Origin of the sequence: Fretibacter rubidus (genome assembly GCF_041429785.1) — a bacterium.
GTDB classification, from domain to species: domain Bacteria; phylum Pseudomonadota; class Alphaproteobacteria; order Caulobacterales; family Maricaulaceae; genus Fretibacter; species Fretibacter rubidus.
Genome location: NZ_CP163423.1, coordinates 3,273,902 through 3,292,189 on the forward strand (window position 1 = coordinate 3,273,902; position 18,288 = coordinate 3,292,189).

Here is an 18,288-nt window from a genome sequence, read left to right on the forward strand (position 1 = left end):
TGTATCTGTTCGATCTAAATTCTAGGTGTTAGTTGTACCAAATGTTTGTGCCCAAACATGCAGATTACGCGAATTCAGTATGCAATAGGTTTTAACAACGACTCTGATATGTTGCCTTCTCGCCGCTTGCTCCCAAGTTACAAGCCATCATATTGCGTTGTTTTAACAGCCTTACCCGACTTGTTCTTCACAATAGATGTCCATTTTGTTTCTAAATTTATATCTTCATATTGAATATTACCTTCGCGAGAATAAAGGAAAGTTTCTCGGTGGTTTTTGGATGTAACTTCAACCCCTAAGCAGCCGTTGCCTTTGATCCGCTTGACTGTAATATCCGTAGCAGGGGCAGGATTGGGTGCGTTCCTCGGCTGAAGTACATTTAAAAAGCAAGTGTCTTTATCGGGCGAACTATTTTCAATAAGCAAAGTTTTCAGGCTGATGCGTCTTATGTCGTCAGGGCGTTGCGGTGTCATGATTTCTTCGACAAGGGTTTCGTTAATACTGGTTGTTCGCTTTTCAGGAAAGATAGGGAATATATTTAAAGCGCCACTACCATTAAGAATTTCAAACTCAATTTCATTCACTTGCTTTGCATATTTTTCGCCATGAATACGCCATGTATAAATGTGCTCTAGCTCGCTTTCGAGTTCATCAAGCATTATAAAATACCCGAGCTTGCTATTGATTATATGTCGGGCATTTCGGATCAGCCGCATTTCAGGGTAATAGAGCCCGCTGCTCTCACCGACGACAAAGCTGTAGTCATTCTCATCTGAGAACGCTTCGACCTTGGCTATTGCCTCTTCAGGGACATCCCGCCAAACATTGAAGATACCTTTGCAATTTAAGTCGAATAGCTCAGGGTCTGAAAGGTTGCCGGTTTTCCAGATTTTTTCTCCGACACACCCCGTCCCGTCCACAGTGATGAGATTATGAATTTCGGCCTTGGATGTGCGGTTATAGCCTTCATCAATGACTAATGACGCGCCGTTATGATTGACAATGAAATTGTTAAAATCGACATGATAATGTGTCAGGCTGCGTGTAAACCAGTCATTCTTCTTGTCTAATTCCCAACTAATTTTCCATTGCTTATGCCCGCCGGGTGGACTTGACTTAAAGGACAAATGCGTTGCATCCGCGTCCCAACCTGACCGCATAACGACTAGGCCAAGGTCTTCAAAATACTTAGTGACAGGTAGGTTTTCTGGGGATTGCGGCTCGACATCAGGATTAAACCAAATCAATTCCAAAAACGCTTCAGGCAAGATACCGGGAAAAATTTTACTCTGGTACGCCTCGCGAAATAAAAACTTGTCATGCACAAGATCACCAAGCCACTGTGCCTGCTCATTATCATATTCCGATGCGAGCTTATAATACGCGCTTATGGAGTGTGAGCTGCGCTTGTCATGCACATCGCCAAAGCCGATATTTTCTTCCCACCCTGGCGCAATTTGATAGAGCTGAAAATCGAATGTGTTTGTCATGAAACTTGATTCAAAATGGTTTGCCCCACCATCGGCGCGAATTAAATCGGCCGCATTTAAAAGAAAGTTCATGGCGTATCGCCAATAGACCGTGCCTTCGTAATTCGATCCATCTTCGGGCAGATATGAAAACACTTTTTCAAAGTTGTCTTTAATCTCATCAATCCAAGTCTGCGCTTCAGGATACTCAGGCCGCAAAGCAAGCGCCGTCGTCAGTAATCCCGAGTAATTAATCCAGTTATGGTTTTGCCAATAATTCGTTGACCAGCAATGACCAAGGTTATCCTGACCATAATCAAATATTTTATGACTCTGTAGGACGAGTTTATCACGAAATTTAACGCGCTCCGTCTCTGTCAGATGATCCTTTAGCCAGTCATAAGATAGCCCCAGCCCAAAAAGCAACCAAGAGGCGCTTAGGTCAACGTCAACAAGAAAACCATGTCCCCAAACGTCATAATTCACTGCGGTAAAAATCCACCGCTTTGCCTCGGTGAGGTAATGCTCTTGACCCGTTAAAATATAGGCAAGGCTCAAATTTGCGGCTGCCATACCGATATAGGTCACGCTAGTTTTAGGCACCTTTTTGGAGAGCGGCTGGTCTTCGTAAAGGCGGCATTGCTCTAACAGGCGTTTGAATTGTGGCTTATGCGTCGTGCTGACTTGAGCTTTTAAAACTTCAAGCCGGTCATTGATAAGAAGGTGAGTCATTTTGCAGCCTCAAGTTTCTTGCCTGCCAATATCATCATTGAACTAATGCCGCCGATAATTAAAGTAAGCGCAAGTATCGTCAATCGGCCTTCTATGGGGTTTGGGACAATCAACATCAAGGCCACAAACCCCGCAATGGCCGCGCCAAAGCGGCCAATGATTGTGAGTTGTTTGTCGTCATTTTCTTCGCCAATTTCAGCTGCAAAATCGACGGGCGTCTTCATTACTTTGAAAAATTTGTCTACATGCTTGCGGTGCGGCGAGTCGATAGCAGGTGCAAAGAAGATGGCGATGAGGAAGCTGAAACTGCCAATAGCAAAGACACCGAAGAACTTCTGCTGAAAATTCCAATCAAAGCCATCGCTGAAAGCTTCCGAAAACCCAAGATAGCTCAGCGGCACTTCAAAAAATGCCAAGGCGGAATAGATCAAGGCGCAACCAATAGAGAACAGCGCGACCCACCAAGGCGTTCGCCGAATAAACATACCCCACAGCAATGGGATAGATATTGGCATAGATAGCAATGTGCCCACATCAATCATAATTTCGAAAATGCCTCGGCCTTCTTGACCAGATAAGTAAAGCGCCATCAAGATGATAAGAAACCCCATCACCCAAGTCATGCCACGGCCATAACGCAGAAGTTCTGAATCATTTCTGGGCGTTAGTTTAAAACGGTGCACGACCTTCGGATAAATATCTTTTATCAAAATAGCCACATTCGTATTAAGCCCTGTATCCATTGAACTCATCGTTGCGGTTACAATGGCAACGACGATCAATCCGATTAACCCCTTAGGGAGCAGGTTGATGCTTGCAACTGCGTAGCTGGCTTCGGCAGGTTTGCTGAGATCAAAGACCATGACCTGCTCAGGAAATAAGAGCCTAGCCGTGATTGGCGGTATAAACCATATCGCACTCCCCATAAGCATTAGCAAAGAGGCGAGAAGGGCTGATTTGCGAGCCTCGGCCCCGTCCTTGGCGGAAAAGTAGCGCGGTGCGGCATTGATGGAATTGAACTCTATAAACTGTTTTGTCATCATCGCGCTCGCCCAGCCCCACGTATAAGCTCCGCCGAAAAGCGTCGCGGAATTGACCATGCTGAACTCTTCAGTCAAACCTTGAGCCTCTATCTGTTCAAACATGCTGCCAATGCCCCCGAGTTCATGGAGGCAGAGCCAAGCAATAATTATCGTTAACGGAATCAGTATCAGTCCTTGCAAAAAATCCGTTGCCATAACGGCCCAGCGGCCACCTGTTGCGGAATAAAAAAGAACAACGATGCCGCAAACAACGATGACATGTTCAATTTTATAGCCGAACGCCGCAGAGCAAAAAATGGCGAGCCCGTAAAGCGCCATGGCCGAGTATAAAATCCGAATGGGCACTTCGTAAAACGCATAGAAATTTTGAGTTTGCTCGCCAAAACGCATAGAGATGGCTTCGGGGAATGTCGTGACGCGTAGCTGACGCAACCAAGGCCCTACGACGACAAAATTCAAGAAATAGCCGAGTACATTCCCGAAAAATATAAACATGACGGAGAAGCCAGTCTCGTAAGCAATGCCCGCTGCGCCCGTAAAGGTCCAAGCGCTAAAGGCGCTCATGAAGGAGCTCATCCCGACAAGCCACCATGTGCCTTTTGAGCCACCCTTAAAGTAGTCATCCGTAGTGGATGATAATTTTTTGAACACGAGCCCGACCGAAAGAATAAGAGCAAGATATCCAAAGACCACCAGATATTCGATATTGGAAATTTCTAGTTGGGACATAGGTTCAGGTTTCTAAGGTCATGTTTGATACTTCAAAGGGTATTATAGGCCTCGGATTATGCAATGGTTAGTTACGGTCCTCAAATGAGCGTCCTAAAATCGCTCCATAACAGCCGCTGGTAATGTTTGAATTGCGTGTGTATTCACCTCAATATAAACACTCGTTATGTCCGTTTTGCGACGAAAGTAACCGTTTTGAGTAATTTGCTCTAATGTCAGCAATGAGGATTATTCTGACATTTATCATTTATCTTAGTTTTCAGCTTTAAGTACCAGGGTTCGAATTCCCTAACGCGCGCAAAATTAGCCCAAACTCATAAAAGCTACAGTGCAAAGATGAAATTATTACAGAAATTGCAGGGAAATAAAATTTTTTTCAGGAAAGTAATGGCGCACCGGGGACGACAAGACCTGGAAACAATAAGTCTATATATTTCAGATACTTAAACGGCATGAAAATGTCAATAGACTGATTATTGTTACCACAATTCGCACCATAACGGCAGTTTTGGGAAACTCTCAAATCTAGCTTTCTCCCGCTAAGCCAGAGGCTATTCGTAGCGTAAGCGTGAAGCGAATAGCCTGCCCGTCCGGCGAGGACGCCTGCTCGGTGTTGGCGTCTAGGAGCGGAGTCGATGGCCCTTTGGCTAAGTCTCAGTTACGAGGTCATCAAAATATTCACTCACGGGTAAGACACCTGAAAGCAGTAAGTTCTCGCGCGCCCGCGTGGCTGCAACGTATAAAAGCTGGCGTTCTGTTTGCCATATTTCGTCAAGGTCATCTTGTGTTTCTGCACCTTCGACACGGCTCTCAAGGGGAACGATCTCTGCGTCGCAGGCCATCACAGCAACCGCTCGGAACTCTAAGCCTTTCGCAAGCTGCATCACGCCAACAGAGAGTAAACCAGCCTGCGGCCGCGCGTCACCAAGTAAGGCCTGCACAGACAAGTTTAGCATATCAGCAACGGCTTGGGCGCGGGTAAGCTGGCCTTCAGACCTTACAATAAGCCCAATCTCTTCAGGGGCTATACCCGCGTCCAATCGTGCCTTTACCCAAGCTGATACCTGCTTCGTTTCATCGATTTGGTCTGTGCAAGAAATGGCCTCAGGCACTGGTCCGTTAAAGACACTTATGGTGCCAGAACGGTCTTCCACAAGACCGTCTAAATCAGATAGTTTTTCAGGCAATAAACGGTCTAATTGCTCACGAATTTGATGCGAGGTCCGATAGTTCACCTTAAGTGTACCGGAGCGCCCCCGGACATCTATACCCAATGATTTCCAAGAGAACGGAAGCTTAAATATGCGCTGACCTAAGTCTCCTGCAAAGAAAAGGCGGTTGCCGCCTTCCGGTGCCAGTGCAGCCAAAAAACGGAGTTCAGGCACGCCAAGGTCCTGCGCTTCATCGACAATAATATGCGTGAACGGTTTGCGTTCCCGACCTGAATAATAATCCTCAACCCATGCAAACAGCTGAGCCTCTGTAAGTTCATGTCGCGCTTTCATGCCGTCTCGTAAGGCCTGAAACCAAGGCCAGATAAGCTCACGGCGGCGTTGACCAATTCGCGAACGTCGCCCAGTTCGCTTAAGCTCACGATAGTCTTCAAGACTATCCACACGCCAAGGATCGATGACATCCTCAAACTCATTCGTCAGGAATGTCGGGTTGTCGTCTGGCGCAATCTTCTTGAGACGACGAATAATAGCGTCTCGTCCAACCATGCGTGGGCGATTGCCTGTTGCTAATTCATAAAGCTCTTTAGCCAATCCAACAAAGCTCGACACTTTGACACGGGGGACAAGAGCCTCACCGCCATTGAGGATATTTAGCTTTTCTTTGAGGGCGCTCGCGAGTGGATCAGAGAACGTCGTGAGCAATATATTGGTGCTATCATCCCGTGATAATTGCAGCGCACGGTGCAGTGCAACAACGGTCTTCCCCGTGCCTGCAGACCCTGCCACGCGTGCAGGACCATTATACTCGGCGTCCACAAATTGACGCTGGGTGGGGTGCAAAAAGACTGTCCACCGATCCCAGGGGAATTCCAGCGCGGCTTCCAATTCGTCGCGATGCTCGACCATGCGGAAACGTTGCGCCTCCACCGCTTGGGCAGGAGCTGGGGCTTCCGGCACTCCGCCTGCGAGAAAAACTCTGACGGCCTCTGCTGCCTCGCCGGGTAAATGGTCTGCCGCCTGTAAAGCGTCTGCCATAGAGCTAACCACGAGCAGTTCCGCCCAATCTTGCGGCACGCCGTAATCTTGCAAGCTATCTGCGCCAACCTTGGCGAGTGGGAATATTGTAGGCTTAGCAGGTTCTGGCGCAGGAGCGGGTTCAACGAATAAATCCGCTGCAGGCGCGACATCAACCTTCGCCATGACTTCACGAACTTGTTCAACGAGTTCGACGATTTGCAGCGCTCCCGTGCGCGGATGCCGTTCAAAGACCCGGCGCGAGGCCCAATCATAAGCATCATCATGATGGTCCACATAACAAAGCGTAAGGCGGTCAGCCGTCTTATGAACGATAATTCTAATGTCCCGATTGGCCCGCACGGACCAAAAGTCTTTTTCTTTAGACGCTGTAATACGATGAAAAGATTTCCCTTTTCCCGTTGGGTCGGTCTGCAATTCAAATGCAGTTAATTTCGCAGCCTTTTGTGACTGATTATCGAGCTTGGTTAGCGCGGTGAGGAAGGTATCTGCGAGAAAAGTGTTCACAAAACTACCTTTGTAACGGTGCAATTAACGTTGACCAGAAAAGTTCTGCGGCACCTAAAAATGATAATTTTTCGCTATTCTGAGAAAACATCCACATTGATTGATCAAAGTAGAGACGCCCTTCATCTTCATTGACCGAAAGCGACCCGTTCGAAGAGTTTCGATCAGAGGTTTCTTTTGAAATGTAGGAAATCGACCGACCGCCAAAAGAACCCCCCGCGAATACACTTATTGCGCTTTCCTTTTTTCCATCACGATAGACAGTTGCAGAAAACGACTGTCCACCATTATCAATAAATCGCGTTGCAATATCTGCATGACGACCTTCCAATTCTGACAGCGAACTTTCAAAAAAGTTTCGTATATAAGTAAATCCTTCATCTAGAAACTTATCCTTATCATGGTCTGTCAACGTAGTTTTAATCGAAAGATTAGAAGATCTCGGCCTTGAAATCACCGGGCTGGCAATATTTGGATTGATTAGTTCTGGCTCAGTGGATGACTTTGGCTGAACTTCGGAAATAGCACTGCGAATACGTTTGGTAACGTCTAGAAATGCATCATCTTGATCAGCCCATTTCGTAACAGGTTTATTATCTGTTGGCGCGCCCAAGAGTTTAGAGAAAAGCGGGACTTGTTGCCATTCACAAGGCCGCAAAATAACAGGAATAACAATCGCAGAACCGTCCTCGTGCTTTTCGATAGCCTTACTGACTTCGACGCCGTAGCAGTATTCAGAAGCGAGAAAATCGGGACTTACTAGAAGTAAAATAATTCCCGCCCGCATCATTGCAGCATCGATTTCTTTATCAAGCTCAGAACCTGATGAGATGCGTCTGTCATGATAGGCTTGAATTAGGCCTTGCCGCTTCAGCATTGCGAGATGAGTCTCTAAATCATCACGAAGCGTTTCATCTTTATGAGAATATGAAAAAAACAGTTCAATCATACCGAGCTCCTAAACACTCATCACCCGCATCACTTCATCGCCGAAGTGATTGATGACTTTAATTGCGATGCGTCCGTTTTTGGGTCTATCAAACGGTCGGCTGACGTTTTTGTAAAGCGTGCTCCATGCTTCTCGGTCGATCTCGGCTTTTAGAGCGGTTTTTAGGCTCTTATAGGGGTCACTGCTCCCTCCGCCGAGGAAATAGGCGTGGCGGACGAAGAAGCTCTCCTCGTCGTAATCCGTGTCGATAAACCATGCCGCGATGTCTTTAAGCTCATTGGAGCGGATTTCGCCTGTGCGGGGGACGAAGACATCCATACCGCGCAGCTCAACGGTCAAGCGTCCATCTGGGCCAACAACGGGATCTGCAATATCGGGTTCGCCAATGATCAGGAACAAATTGCCTGTACCCGTATTTTTCAAATCCTCCGCCATATGCAAATCGGGGTTCATCTTGGCTTTTAAAATGCGTAGGGGGCCTAGCTTGTTTAAATCTGAAGCATGGGCGTCAAAGGCAAAGCCGCAAGACAAAAGCAAATCGAAGCCTGCCTCATGTGCCTCTCGTGCAGCAGCGGTAATGTCCGACCGACGAAGACTTCCATACTCAGGGCCTATTTGAATTGCGACACGACGTTGAAGTTCTCCGTCATCAGTTTCTTCTACAAAAATGCCTTCACCATGAAGGTTGATCGGTCGAAACTTTCCATTCCCGTCTAGATTGGCACCATTCCAATTCACGATATCGACAAAATCAATGCGCTCATCCTTATTCCCTTGCTGGGCTCCGTGAGTGCGCAGGTTTTCTAGAATGACATTGACATAATCCACATCCTCGACCAGCGGGCTTTCGCGGCGGGCGCGCTGTGTGGGGTTTAGGCGTTCGAGGATTTCATCTTCTTGATCATCCATGGGGACAATACGGTGCGGGGAGAGGCTCTCAACCGTGAAAGGCCCTGCGACTCGGACTTTAGTTTTATCTTCAATCGGGCGGTCATAGAGCATTTCGACATCGGCGGCGCGAGCAATGCTCTCGTCAATTTTAGTTTGACGCGCAATGCGCTGTTCCCAGAAGTCTTTGTGCAGGTCAGCGGGCCAGCCGTCAGGGCAGTCGCGCGGGATTTCCCATTCTTCAATTTCAGGGCCGACTTCAACGTCGTAATTTTGCTGTTCTCTATATGCCTCAAGCCAGCCTGCTGGGAGCTTTTCAGTAATCGCTTCGCGCAGCGGTTTCAGCGTTTCTTCGGCACTTTCCCAGATAATATCAATCTCGGCATTATTGGCGATAGATTTTAGGGTAATATGCGGCGCGCGTTCATAGACAAAGCCTTGGCGAATATCGCCATGGGTTTTGACCTCTGGCAAAGGCTTGCCCGTCAACTTCATTTCCGCCGCGCGGCCCTCGGGGGTGTCGGCCAAATGATAATAAGGGTACCGCGCGCTCATAATCCGTGTGCGAGCCAGCGCCAGCGCCACGCGGGACGTATCAATCGTCACCCAACGCCGCCCCCATTGCTCAGCAACCGTAGCAGTGGTGCCTGAGCCACAGGTCGGGTCAAGCACGAGATCGCCCGGGTCAGTAGTCATGAGGATGCAACGCTGAACGATTGCTGCGCCCGTTTGAACAACATATACTTTTGGATCGGCGCGACTAGTAACGCCTCCGCTCACGTCGTCCCAAAAATTATCAATCGCAAGCGCATTGAAATCGCAATGGTATTTCCTGTAAGAAAGGCTTCTTCCTGTCTGCAACACTCGGTCAGATTTTACCGCTCTAAGCATTCCAATGGTGGCTGTCCGCCAACCACCTGTCTTAGGTTTATAAATCCGTCCGTTGAATGACTGCCCAAAAATTGTGGTCTTAGATCCTGACCTAGACGTAAATCCCTGGTCACGAAAAAACCTATTCCCTTTCAAGAGATTATGCTCACTAGGATTACTTACGCGAACATCACGCAGGTCGCTGGTTCTTACGGTTTTGTAGCGACTAGCGCCCGCTTCTCCGGGAACAGTAAGCTTGAGAGGTGCTCGAAATTTCATTTTTGATTTGTTCTTGTAGAACCAAACTAAAAAATTAGTCGTGTTGTCGATACCCTGCGAACCAAGCCCGATTGAAGTTTTGTAAGAGATAAGACTAGAAAAATTCTCCTCACCAAAAACTTCGTCCATCAAGGCACGTACACGATGGACATTCTCATCGCCAATCTGAACAAAAATACTTCCGCTGTCCGTGAGCAAATCACGCGCCACAGTCATCCTATCCCGCAAATAAGTCAGATAAGAATGGATGCCGTCTTTCCATGTATCGCGAAAAGCTTTCATCTGTTCGGGTTCACGGGTCGCGCTGTCGAGTTTGCCGTCTTTGACATCTCGGGACATCGTACTGACCTGCCAATTGGAATTAAATTTAATTCCGTAAGGTGGGTCAAAATAGATACATTGCACCTTACCGCGCAGGCGTTCTCGCTCCGCGAGGCTCGCCATGACTTGCAAACTATCGCCAAGGATAAGGCGGTTGGCCCAATCCACATCATGTTGATAAAATTCCGTTGTCGCTTCGGGGTCCAGCGGCGCAAAGCTCTCGGCGAATAAATCTGGCGGGGCTTCGCCTGCGTCCACGGCCTTGGCGTCTTTACGCTCCAGCGTCGCGCGTTTCAGCTCGGCGATAATCGCCTGCGGATGAATTTTCTCCTGCACATAAATCGGCGGAATATTGACGACCAAATCTGACCAATCCTGCGTGTCTTTCCCTCGCCATGTCAGCTGCGCATGACCCAGCTCCACACGTCCTGTTTTAATCAGCTGATCTATTTGGGCATCGGTCAGTTTCAGCTCCGCCCCATCCCAAATAATCTGAGGATCAAAATCCGCGTCCCGCTCTCGCCTCGCGCCTTCCGCCATAGGATAGGCCCGCTCATAACGCGCAGGCTTCATAGGCGCCGTCGCCTCCATAGCCTCCGCAATCCCCGACAACTCAGCCGTCGGCGTATTCAACCGTGAGTTTTCGTGGTCATAAGCGTCAATATTCTTAGGTTTCTTGGCCATTATTCCGCTGCCTCTATTGGGTATATCATGTCCATGTTTCCTTTTTCAGAGCGCTGACAATGTCAGAAAGGCTTGGTTGCTCGGATGAGTTTTCGAAAAGCGTTTCAAGTACGCCGCCTTTTCCGTCCAAGGCAAAATAACGATGCCCTTGAATTCCGCCTTTGGATGTCTTTCTATATTCAGTCTCTTGGAAACCATGCGTCAAATAATAACGACTCGGATTACTTCCCAAGTCCGAATAGGGAGAGTTTTGAATTAAATTCAGTATTCTCTGCTTATCTGCATCTGTAATTTTCTGAGACTTTTTTTGCCAAGGTAAATCAAATTGTTCATGGATAACGAGTTTCTCATTATCTATTTCAGCTATGACAACGGCATAGACCTCGCCCACCAAACGCACCGCCTTGTCATCATAGCACCCCAAATATTTCGACATGACTTTCGACCTGTAGGGCTGGTCATGATAAATTCCATAATCACGATTTGATTGGAGGCTCTGCCCACAAGGATTAATCAACATGCGATTTTGTGATGGCGGCAGAAGTTTATTATTCGATAAATATACGCGAAAGTCATTGAGGACAGTGTTTAGACCTTGTCTGAATTCAGATGTCGCTTCCTCGAAAAAATCAACAATTCCCAAAAATGTCATATGTGAGAACGTGACTTTGTTCGCATCACATATTTGCTTAGCTACAGCAGCCATTTCGTTCGACATTGGGTCAGGCGTAATACCAAGCAAAACGCGTCTGGTTGATCGGTTTTCAAGCTTCATACCTTCTGCATGACGTTCCAGCTGACCCATATCGAGGCTGCTACCTTTGACAATTTTAGTCTCAATATTTATTTCTATGGATGATTGGCGAATGACAGCATCAACAATACTCTTGCCGCCTTGCTTTCCTTCTTGATTTCCAAAAGTTGGGCCGACCGTAATATCCTCGCCTCCAACCTCTTGTAAGAATAATTCAAACAAATCCGGGGCTATCCGATTCACATGTGAAAGTAGGAGGAGAACACTGTTTGTGACGATGTTCTCACCACTTTTATATGGAGAAAAATAGCTGACATTTCTCATGATGATTTATTTTCAGTCACGTTAGCGATCATCTCATTCACCATTGCTTCCAATTCTGTTTCCATCATCCAAACATCTTTGAACTCGTGAAATGCCCAGCGGCCAAAGCGGCCATCTGAATTAACAGAAGGAACCCATAGAGTTTGAGCGGTTTCCGCTTTGATGGCGGCGTCATCGTCGCGTTTACCTTTAACTTCCACAATGAGGTTCAGCGGCGACTCTGCGCCTATATCTAAGTGCACAAGGAAGTCGGGAATATACTCATGTGAGGCCGTGCCTTTTTTATACGGGATGGTAAAACCTACGCCTTGGTTTTTGACATAGGATATGACTTTGGGGTGCTTTTGCAGCGTCATGCCCATCGTTTTTTCCCATCCGCTATCCAGCACGATATTGTTGACCTGACATTTCGGGGTTCCGAGTCCCATGTCGGTAGTCACAACAGGCTTAGTCGTTGGGAAACCAACAAAGCGCGTTGAACCCGTGCGGTTAATTGGGTCGATTACGGCGCGGACGACTGGCGTAACTTCGCCCTCTTCCGAACGCCTTTGATTGGCGCGCTCAATCGCGGCGTGGATTTTTTCGATCGCGCGATTAGCCAAAGATTGAATTTCGAGCATGCCAGCGAAGGTCCCATCCCCGCAGATCAGATATTCGTCTAGCCATTGCCGCACGACAGGTCGGACACGGTTGAATAAACGCATATCGAAACTGCCATCCTCATTCGGATATTTCGCGCGAACAAGTTCGCCCGCGAGTTTCAAAATAAGGGAGGACGGTCTTGTCAGAGTATAGTCGCGTTCATTTGGGCGAATGACTGTGGTTTCGCCAACCACGCCAGCCAAAACTGTTTCAGTCGGACCAACCATTTCGCGGGTTATGGTAAGACGTGAGTCTTCTACAAAGTCAGCCGCAACTCGCCTAGGCGGTAGTTCGGTTCTATACCCTACGACACGCGGGAAGGTGATTTCGCACTCCTCACGGTCTCGCAGAGCCTTCACTTGAATGGGTTTCTTTGGCGGCGAGATTGTCGACGCCGTTGGCTCTCCGATGAAGTCAAATGGTATGCCCAAAATATCTGCATATTCAGGATTGAACTTGCCGTCTTCGTTCAGGTCATAACTCACGCGGCGCAGGCCGCGTCCCATGACTTGCTCACTGATAAGCTGCGAGCCAAATGCACGGAGGCCAAAGACATGGGTAACCGTGTTTGCATCCCAACCTTCTGTCAGCATTGAGACACTCACAACACAGCGAATGCTTTCACCAAGTCGGCCTTTCTGGCCAATCGTGTTCATGACCTCCCGCAGGAGCGTTTCATCATCGATTGATTTATTAGGGAACTCGCGGCGGAACTGCTCAATCTCTTCCGCCATTTCTTTGCGAAAGCCGGGCTTAATTGCATCAGGATTATCAAACTGCGCGCTGTCAATTAGAAATGTTCTCGGACGAGACAAACGGTTGTCATGTTCATCAAAATTAGAAAACATCGGTAGGTTTGCCGGAAAGGCTTCGCCGCGAAGCTCGGGCGTTTCCTCGCGTTCCCAGCCTGCAATCCAATCATGCACCATTTGTGAACTGGCTGTATTGTTACAAACCACAATAAAGACGGGCGGGACATCAAGCCCGACACGGTCCCAATCATCGGACGTTTTTACATAGTGATCATAGAGCGCCTTCAGGCCCGTCTGCACAAGCTCTGGCAAGTCTGCTGGGTCTGCGCCCCCGCCGCCCGCTTTTCGGCCTTTCTTTGGCATCTTCTTACCAACATGCTCCCACAAATTACCAAGAATAGGTTTCCCGTCCATGGTTGGATGATTGTCGAGAACTGGAACGCGCGGAAGCTTAACAATGCCGCATTCAATCGCTTCAATAAGCGGGAAGTCTGAAACCGCCCAAGGAAAGAGGAACCCTTCCGGATAACCTGAGCCTTTGAGAAAGTAAGGCGTGGCGGAAAGGTCGATAACTCCCGGAATAGATTTTGACGTAACTTTCGTTTTTGCAGGTTGCCCCAGAAGGCCCATATGCCTTTGAACAGCACCGATGCCATTGATCCAAAGCCGTGCGGCATCATTATTCTCGCGGCCTTCGGCGTCTTTCTTTTCTTTCGAGGCTGGGTTCTCGCGATAACAGTGATGGGCCTCATCATTTATGACGAGTATTTGTTTCATACCGACAAGTTCTGGCATTGCGCGGCGAAGCATTTCACCCTCGGTTTCGAGCGTGTCGATCTCTTCCTCACGCCAACCTGCAATCGTCGCCTTGTTACCTTTGGACAATTTTATTTTATTGCGGCGCTGGAAAGCATGATAATTTGTAATCGCAATTTTGGCACGCTGCATGTCGGCCATCATATCTTGCGGGACGATGTTACGATCTGTGTAGTAACTGTCTGCGCCCTCAGGCTCGAGAACGCGCAAGCGGTCTTTAATCGTAATTCCGGGCGCAATAACCAAAAATGACCGTGTGAAAAGTTTAGACCCCGGATTGCGAACTGCGTTCAAAGTCTGCCACGCCATAAGCATGGCCATAACCGTTGTCTTGCCTGCCCCTGTTGCGAGCTTAAAAGCTAACCGAAGTATTTCGGGGTTGGCGTCCCTATTGCCATCTCTAACACCGGCGAGCGCATAGGCATATTTCTTGTCTTTTCGGGCGACTTCATAAAGCCAAATGGCTGTCTCAACAGCTTCCATTTGACAGAAAAATGGACGTATGCCTTGCATAGGATCAAGGGCGCGCCAGTACCGCAATAATTTCTCAGTGGTGGGAGTTACAGACCACTGTTTTGGTGAAGGCAAATTACGCCAAGCTTCAACGTCTTTTCTAATTCTATTAATGAGCGCGTGAGTCTCTTCACTTGTCTCGAAAAGGTCACCTGATTTTGGCTTGGCTGACTTTCCGCTTTTTGGAACCGCTGGCGTTGCCAAATTGGACAGTCTCCGACCCTGTTTGACGACGCCCCAATCAGGCGAGTTTTTATCAACCGAGAGGATGTGATGTTGAGCAGGAGGTGTGTAGGGAGAATTGAGGATGGGGTTCTCCATAAACCCTTTTTCAGCTGTCATAACTCAACCCACAAAACCAATCTCGCTTACTTATAGAACGAGTCGCGTTAACCACAACGAATCGTTGCAAATTATTTGTCTCAATTTCGTAGGTTAAAGCGGGTCGGTTCCTTGCTCCAAAATCTCTAGGACAGGGCGGTAGATATAGACCTTATCCCGCTTTTCATTTCCGGGCTGTGTAACTATTCCAATATCAATCAATCGCTTTAAGCTGCTTCGAACTGTGGGGGCCGTTAAGTTAGACCATTCCGCCAACAATGGGACGTTCGCGACTGGACGGCTTTTGAGTTCCGTATGAACGCGTAGGGCCGAATCACTGGCGCGTCCTAATGCTCTGATTTTTTGCTCATCCTCATCAAACTGAGCGAGTAATCTTTGTGCCGTTCGGACAGCTTGCGCCGATGTCTCAATTACGCCGTCTAGGAAAAACTCTAACCAATCCTCCCAGCCGTTCTCAAAACGCACTTTTGACAAGAGAGCGTAATAGTCATCGCGCCGCGCCTTTAGATAAAGGCTGAGATATAAAAGGGGCGCGGTCAATGCCTCGCTCTCAACTAGCATCAACGCTATTAGAAGTCGGCCCAATCTTCCGTTGCCATCCAAGAACGGATGGATTGTTTCAAACTGAACATGGACAAGGGCGGCCTTGAGTAACGGAGCCTCACGCAGCTCGTCGGCATGAATAAACTTTTCTAGGTCAGACATGAGCTCTGTGACCTTGTCAGGCGGTGGCGGAACGAAACGCGCATTGCCTGGGCGTGTCCCGCCAATCCAATTTTGTGAGCGCCTGAACTCGCCAGGATTTTTTGTTTCACCGCGAACTCCGCGCATCAAAACGGCGTGAAGCTCCTTGAGTAGTCGGGACGACAAAGGGAGCGTCTGTAATCGCTCCAATCCAAGGTTCATCGCGGCAACATAATTTGTGACTTCGCCCACGTCATCAACTGACACACTTGGCGTCTCATCTGCCTCGAATAAAAGCAAGTCAGAAAAGGATGATTGTGTGCCTTCAATTTGAGAAGACAGAAGGGCTTCTTTTCGAACATAAAAATATAAAAATAAGTCAGCGTTCGGCAGCATATCTTTGATGCCGTCCAATCTTCCCAATGCGCGATTGGCGTCATTCAAGCGTCCAAATATCTTTGGGCTAGTTATATCAAACTCTGGTGGAAGTGGGTTTGGTAGGAACGCGCTTACCTTTTCGCCAAAGGCGATTGTCTCGACGTAACGGCCCGAACCTTTCTTTTTCTTAGTCGTCATATCTTTTCTTAAGCTCTTTCCCTAAGAAAAGATAGTACCGTTTCTTTTCTTAAGCTCAATCACTAAGAAAGACTCGCGACTTAAGGTCAAATACCCAATTATACCCGAAAATACCCAATTTCTGACTGAATTTTCCGAGACTTTGCGGGGTAAAAATACAAGGTAACACCATCGAAAACCCCAATGGCATGGGGGAAAGCTCCAAATCCATGCCCCCACGCCTTTAGGCCTTGGGGGCATGAAAAACGATGTGCAGACAATGCTTTAGCATGGTGGTGACACCACCCTCTTTATCTAGCCCTCCAAAATTTCATTTTGCCATTTTTCCCAGATTAGCCCCCAGCCGCCCAGAACACTGTAATTATTCATTCGAGAAATTTTGGGGCAATATGCTATAATTTACCCATGCCAGACACACCCCAAGCTCTCTCAGACAATCAAAAACTTGCTGCCGATATTCGCGAGGCTATGGTCATTCTAGCCAAAGTTATTCGCAAATTTGGCGATGCGCCTTGGCCACTCATGGAGCGTTTGCAGCGCGAGTTGAAGGCTGTCGAAGACCGTGAAGTGCTGCTCGAAACCCTGCTAGGCGAAGCACCTGAGAGCGCATCTAAGGATGCAAATTTTCCAAACTTTGGGCAAACTCTTCACTCACGGGATGCGCGATTTTAAGCAGTTCATTCCGCCGATATTCGAGTGAGCCACCATCACCATATTGAGGCCGTGTGTTCTTATGACCCATCAACGTGCACCGCAATCCATAGTCCAATCCTGCCTCCTGCATGCGCTTTTCAAAGGCATGCCTAAAGCTATAAATCCGGTGTTTTTTCGTTGGCATAAGGCCGCGTGTATGGAAGGTTTTAAGCAAGGCGGCGGACAGAGAATTGCCCTTGTCACGGTAACGCGGGAAGCCATTTGGAGCGCGTTTCATCGCTTCTAAAGCCACTCCGACAAGCGGTATATCGCGCCGCGAGGCTACGGATTTTAGCTCTCTATCTGCTGTGGGTCGGATACGAATATGCGGCACATCAGCGTCCAAACAGATGTTTTCAGGCAAGAGGTTAGCAATCTCACTTGGCCTACATCCTGTCTCAATCAGCGTGTATGCAATGATCTGCGCCTCAGCATTTATGCCTTCAAAGGCGTATGGTTTGAGGATTTTTGAACGCACCCAATCGTCTGAAAATATAGCCGTCAGTTCGGTGGGCGTATTTTTAAAACGCAATTTTCGGAACGGGTTTTCACGCGTTTCATCACCATGATAGGTCCAGTATTCTCGGAATAAGAGACGTAAATTCCCGAGCTCCCGATTGGCACTATTGGGTCTATATGTGCGTTCTTGACCGTTGTTGGGGCGCAGCCGTTCAGCCCACCAATCATAGAATTTACGTCCGTGCTGGCGGGAAATTACGTCCATAGTAAGGTTTCCGCAGAGGGTCACAAAGTTATCAACCGCGCGAATTTTCGCGCGCTTCCAGCTCTCGACTTGCTCCGGCGACTTGCCGCTCTGGTCACTAATACTGAGCTTGTCGCAATAGAGTTTAAAAGCGTCTCTTATTGTGTCCTTGGGCGGTTCTATTGTGCCTAGAACGGCCTCAGTTTCCAACTGAGTTAAGCTGTCGTCGCGCAAAGCTTGAACGCGGCGTAAGATGGTTTCCCTTGGCTCACTATGCGCTATTTCGAGGACAGGTTTAAACTCAAATCCAACCGCTTGAGCCTTGCGCCGCGCGAGTCGATAGCGGCACATTTCAGGCGTGTCGGCTGTGGTTATGTTAAGCTGTTTGGCAAGCGCCAGTTCCCAATTTTGTTCATCTGTGTCCATCATCATATCGCGCCGTTCACGCGCAATTGTGAGGCTATCTGTGCACAGAGTTGTCCGCACGATGCGCCGCTTATCAATGCTTTTAAAGCGGGCTGGAACGCGCCGCACGTAATACCAACGCTGCCCGCGTTGTTCAAGGTGGTGGTTTCTTCTGGAGGTCATAAGCCAATGTACCCATAATTGTACCCCAATTTGTGCCCATAATTGGGGGAAATTGGGGGGTTGCGAGATAACGCAGGAAAAAACGTAGTTATTCCAACGACTTACAGGCTTATTGTTTCGGAAAAATGGCGCACCGGGGAGGATTCGAACCCCCGACCCCCAGATTCGTAGTCTGGTGCTCTATCCAGCTGAGCTACCGGTGCGGGTGAGGTGTGTCGTG

Annotated in this window: 10 protein-coding genes and 1 tRNA gene; 1 reads left to right on the forward strand and 10 read right to left on the reverse strand. The window is 48.2% G+C overall.

Annotated features, from left to right (window positions below; genetic code table 11):
• Window positions 1–137: 137 nt before the first annotated feature.
• From AB6B37_RS15095 to AB6B37_RS15130, 8 genes are all read right to left on the reverse strand, one after another.
• Window positions 138–2,201 (reverse strand): DUF4962 domain-containing protein, encoded by a 2,064-nt coding sequence (locus AB6B37_RS15095; RefSeq protein WP_371396676.1) that lies wholly within the window; start codon window positions 2,199–2,201, stop codon window positions 138–140.
• Window positions 2,198–3,973 carry a hypothetical protein gene (locus AB6B37_RS15100; protein WP_371396677.1) on the reverse strand — a complete coding sequence of 592 codons (1,776 nt, stop codon included), beginning with the start codon at window positions 3,971–3,973 and terminating at the stop codon, window positions 2,198–2,200. The genes AB6B37_RS15095 and AB6B37_RS15100 overlap by 4 nt, the downstream gene beginning before the upstream one ends.
• A gap of 647 nt (window positions 3,974–4,620) precedes the next feature.
• Window positions 4,621–6,690 (reverse strand): UvrD-helicase domain-containing protein, encoded by a 2,070-nt coding sequence (locus AB6B37_RS15105; protein ID WP_371396678.1) that lies wholly within the window; start codon window positions 6,688–6,690, stop codon window positions 4,621–4,623.
• A gap of 4 nt (window positions 6,691–6,694) precedes the next feature.
• Entirely contained in the window at window positions 6,695–7,639 is a 945-nt protein-coding gene (locus AB6B37_RS15110) for a toll/interleukin-1 receptor domain-containing protein (RefSeq protein WP_371396679.1), read from the reverse strand.
• A 9-nt stretch (window positions 7,640–7,648) separates the two neighbouring features.
• Entirely contained in the window at window positions 7,649–10,681 is a 3,033-nt protein-coding gene (locus tag AB6B37_RS15115; RefSeq protein ID WP_371396680.1) for a site-specific DNA-methyltransferase, read from the reverse strand.
• Between the two features lie 25 nt (window positions 10,682–10,706).
• Complete coding sequence (locus AB6B37_RS15120) at window positions 10,707–11,759, reverse strand: hypothetical protein (RefSeq protein WP_371396681.1); 1,053 nt, start codon at window positions 11,757–11,759, stop codon at window positions 10,707–10,709.
• Window positions 11,756–14,824, reverse strand: coding sequence for a BPTD_3080 family restriction endonuclease (locus AB6B37_RS15125; RefSeq protein ID WP_371396682.1), 3,069 nt, complete (start codon window positions 14,822–14,824; stop codon window positions 11,756–11,758). The genes AB6B37_RS15120 and AB6B37_RS15125 overlap by 4 nt, the downstream gene beginning before the upstream one ends.
• Before the next feature lie 93 nt (window positions 14,825–14,917).
• On the reverse strand, window positions 14,918–16,084 hold the full coding sequence (locus AB6B37_RS15130; RefSeq protein WP_371396683.1) for a Fic family protein: 1,167 nt from the start codon (window positions 16,082–16,084) through the stop codon (window positions 14,918–14,920).
• Between the two features lie 405 nt (window positions 16,085–16,489).
• On the opposite strand from AB6B37_RS15130, the gene AB6B37_RS15135 reads away from it, so the two are divergent.
• On the forward strand, window positions 16,490–16,756 hold the full coding sequence (locus tag AB6B37_RS15135) for a hypothetical protein (protein ID WP_371396684.1): 267 nt from the start codon (window positions 16,490–16,492) through the stop codon (window positions 16,754–16,756).
• On the opposite strand, the gene AB6B37_RS15140 is transcribed toward AB6B37_RS15135, so the two are convergent.
• Entirely contained in the window at window positions 16,695–18,068 is a 1,374-nt protein-coding gene (locus AB6B37_RS15140; RefSeq protein ID WP_371396685.1) for an integrase, read from the reverse strand. The genes AB6B37_RS15135 and AB6B37_RS15140 overlap by 62 nt on opposite strands.
• A gap of 126 nt (window positions 18,069–18,194) precedes the next feature.
• A tRNA-Arg gene (locus AB6B37_RS15145) sits at window positions 18,195–18,271 on the reverse strand.
• Between the last annotated feature and the right edge of the window lie 17 nt (window positions 18,272–18,288).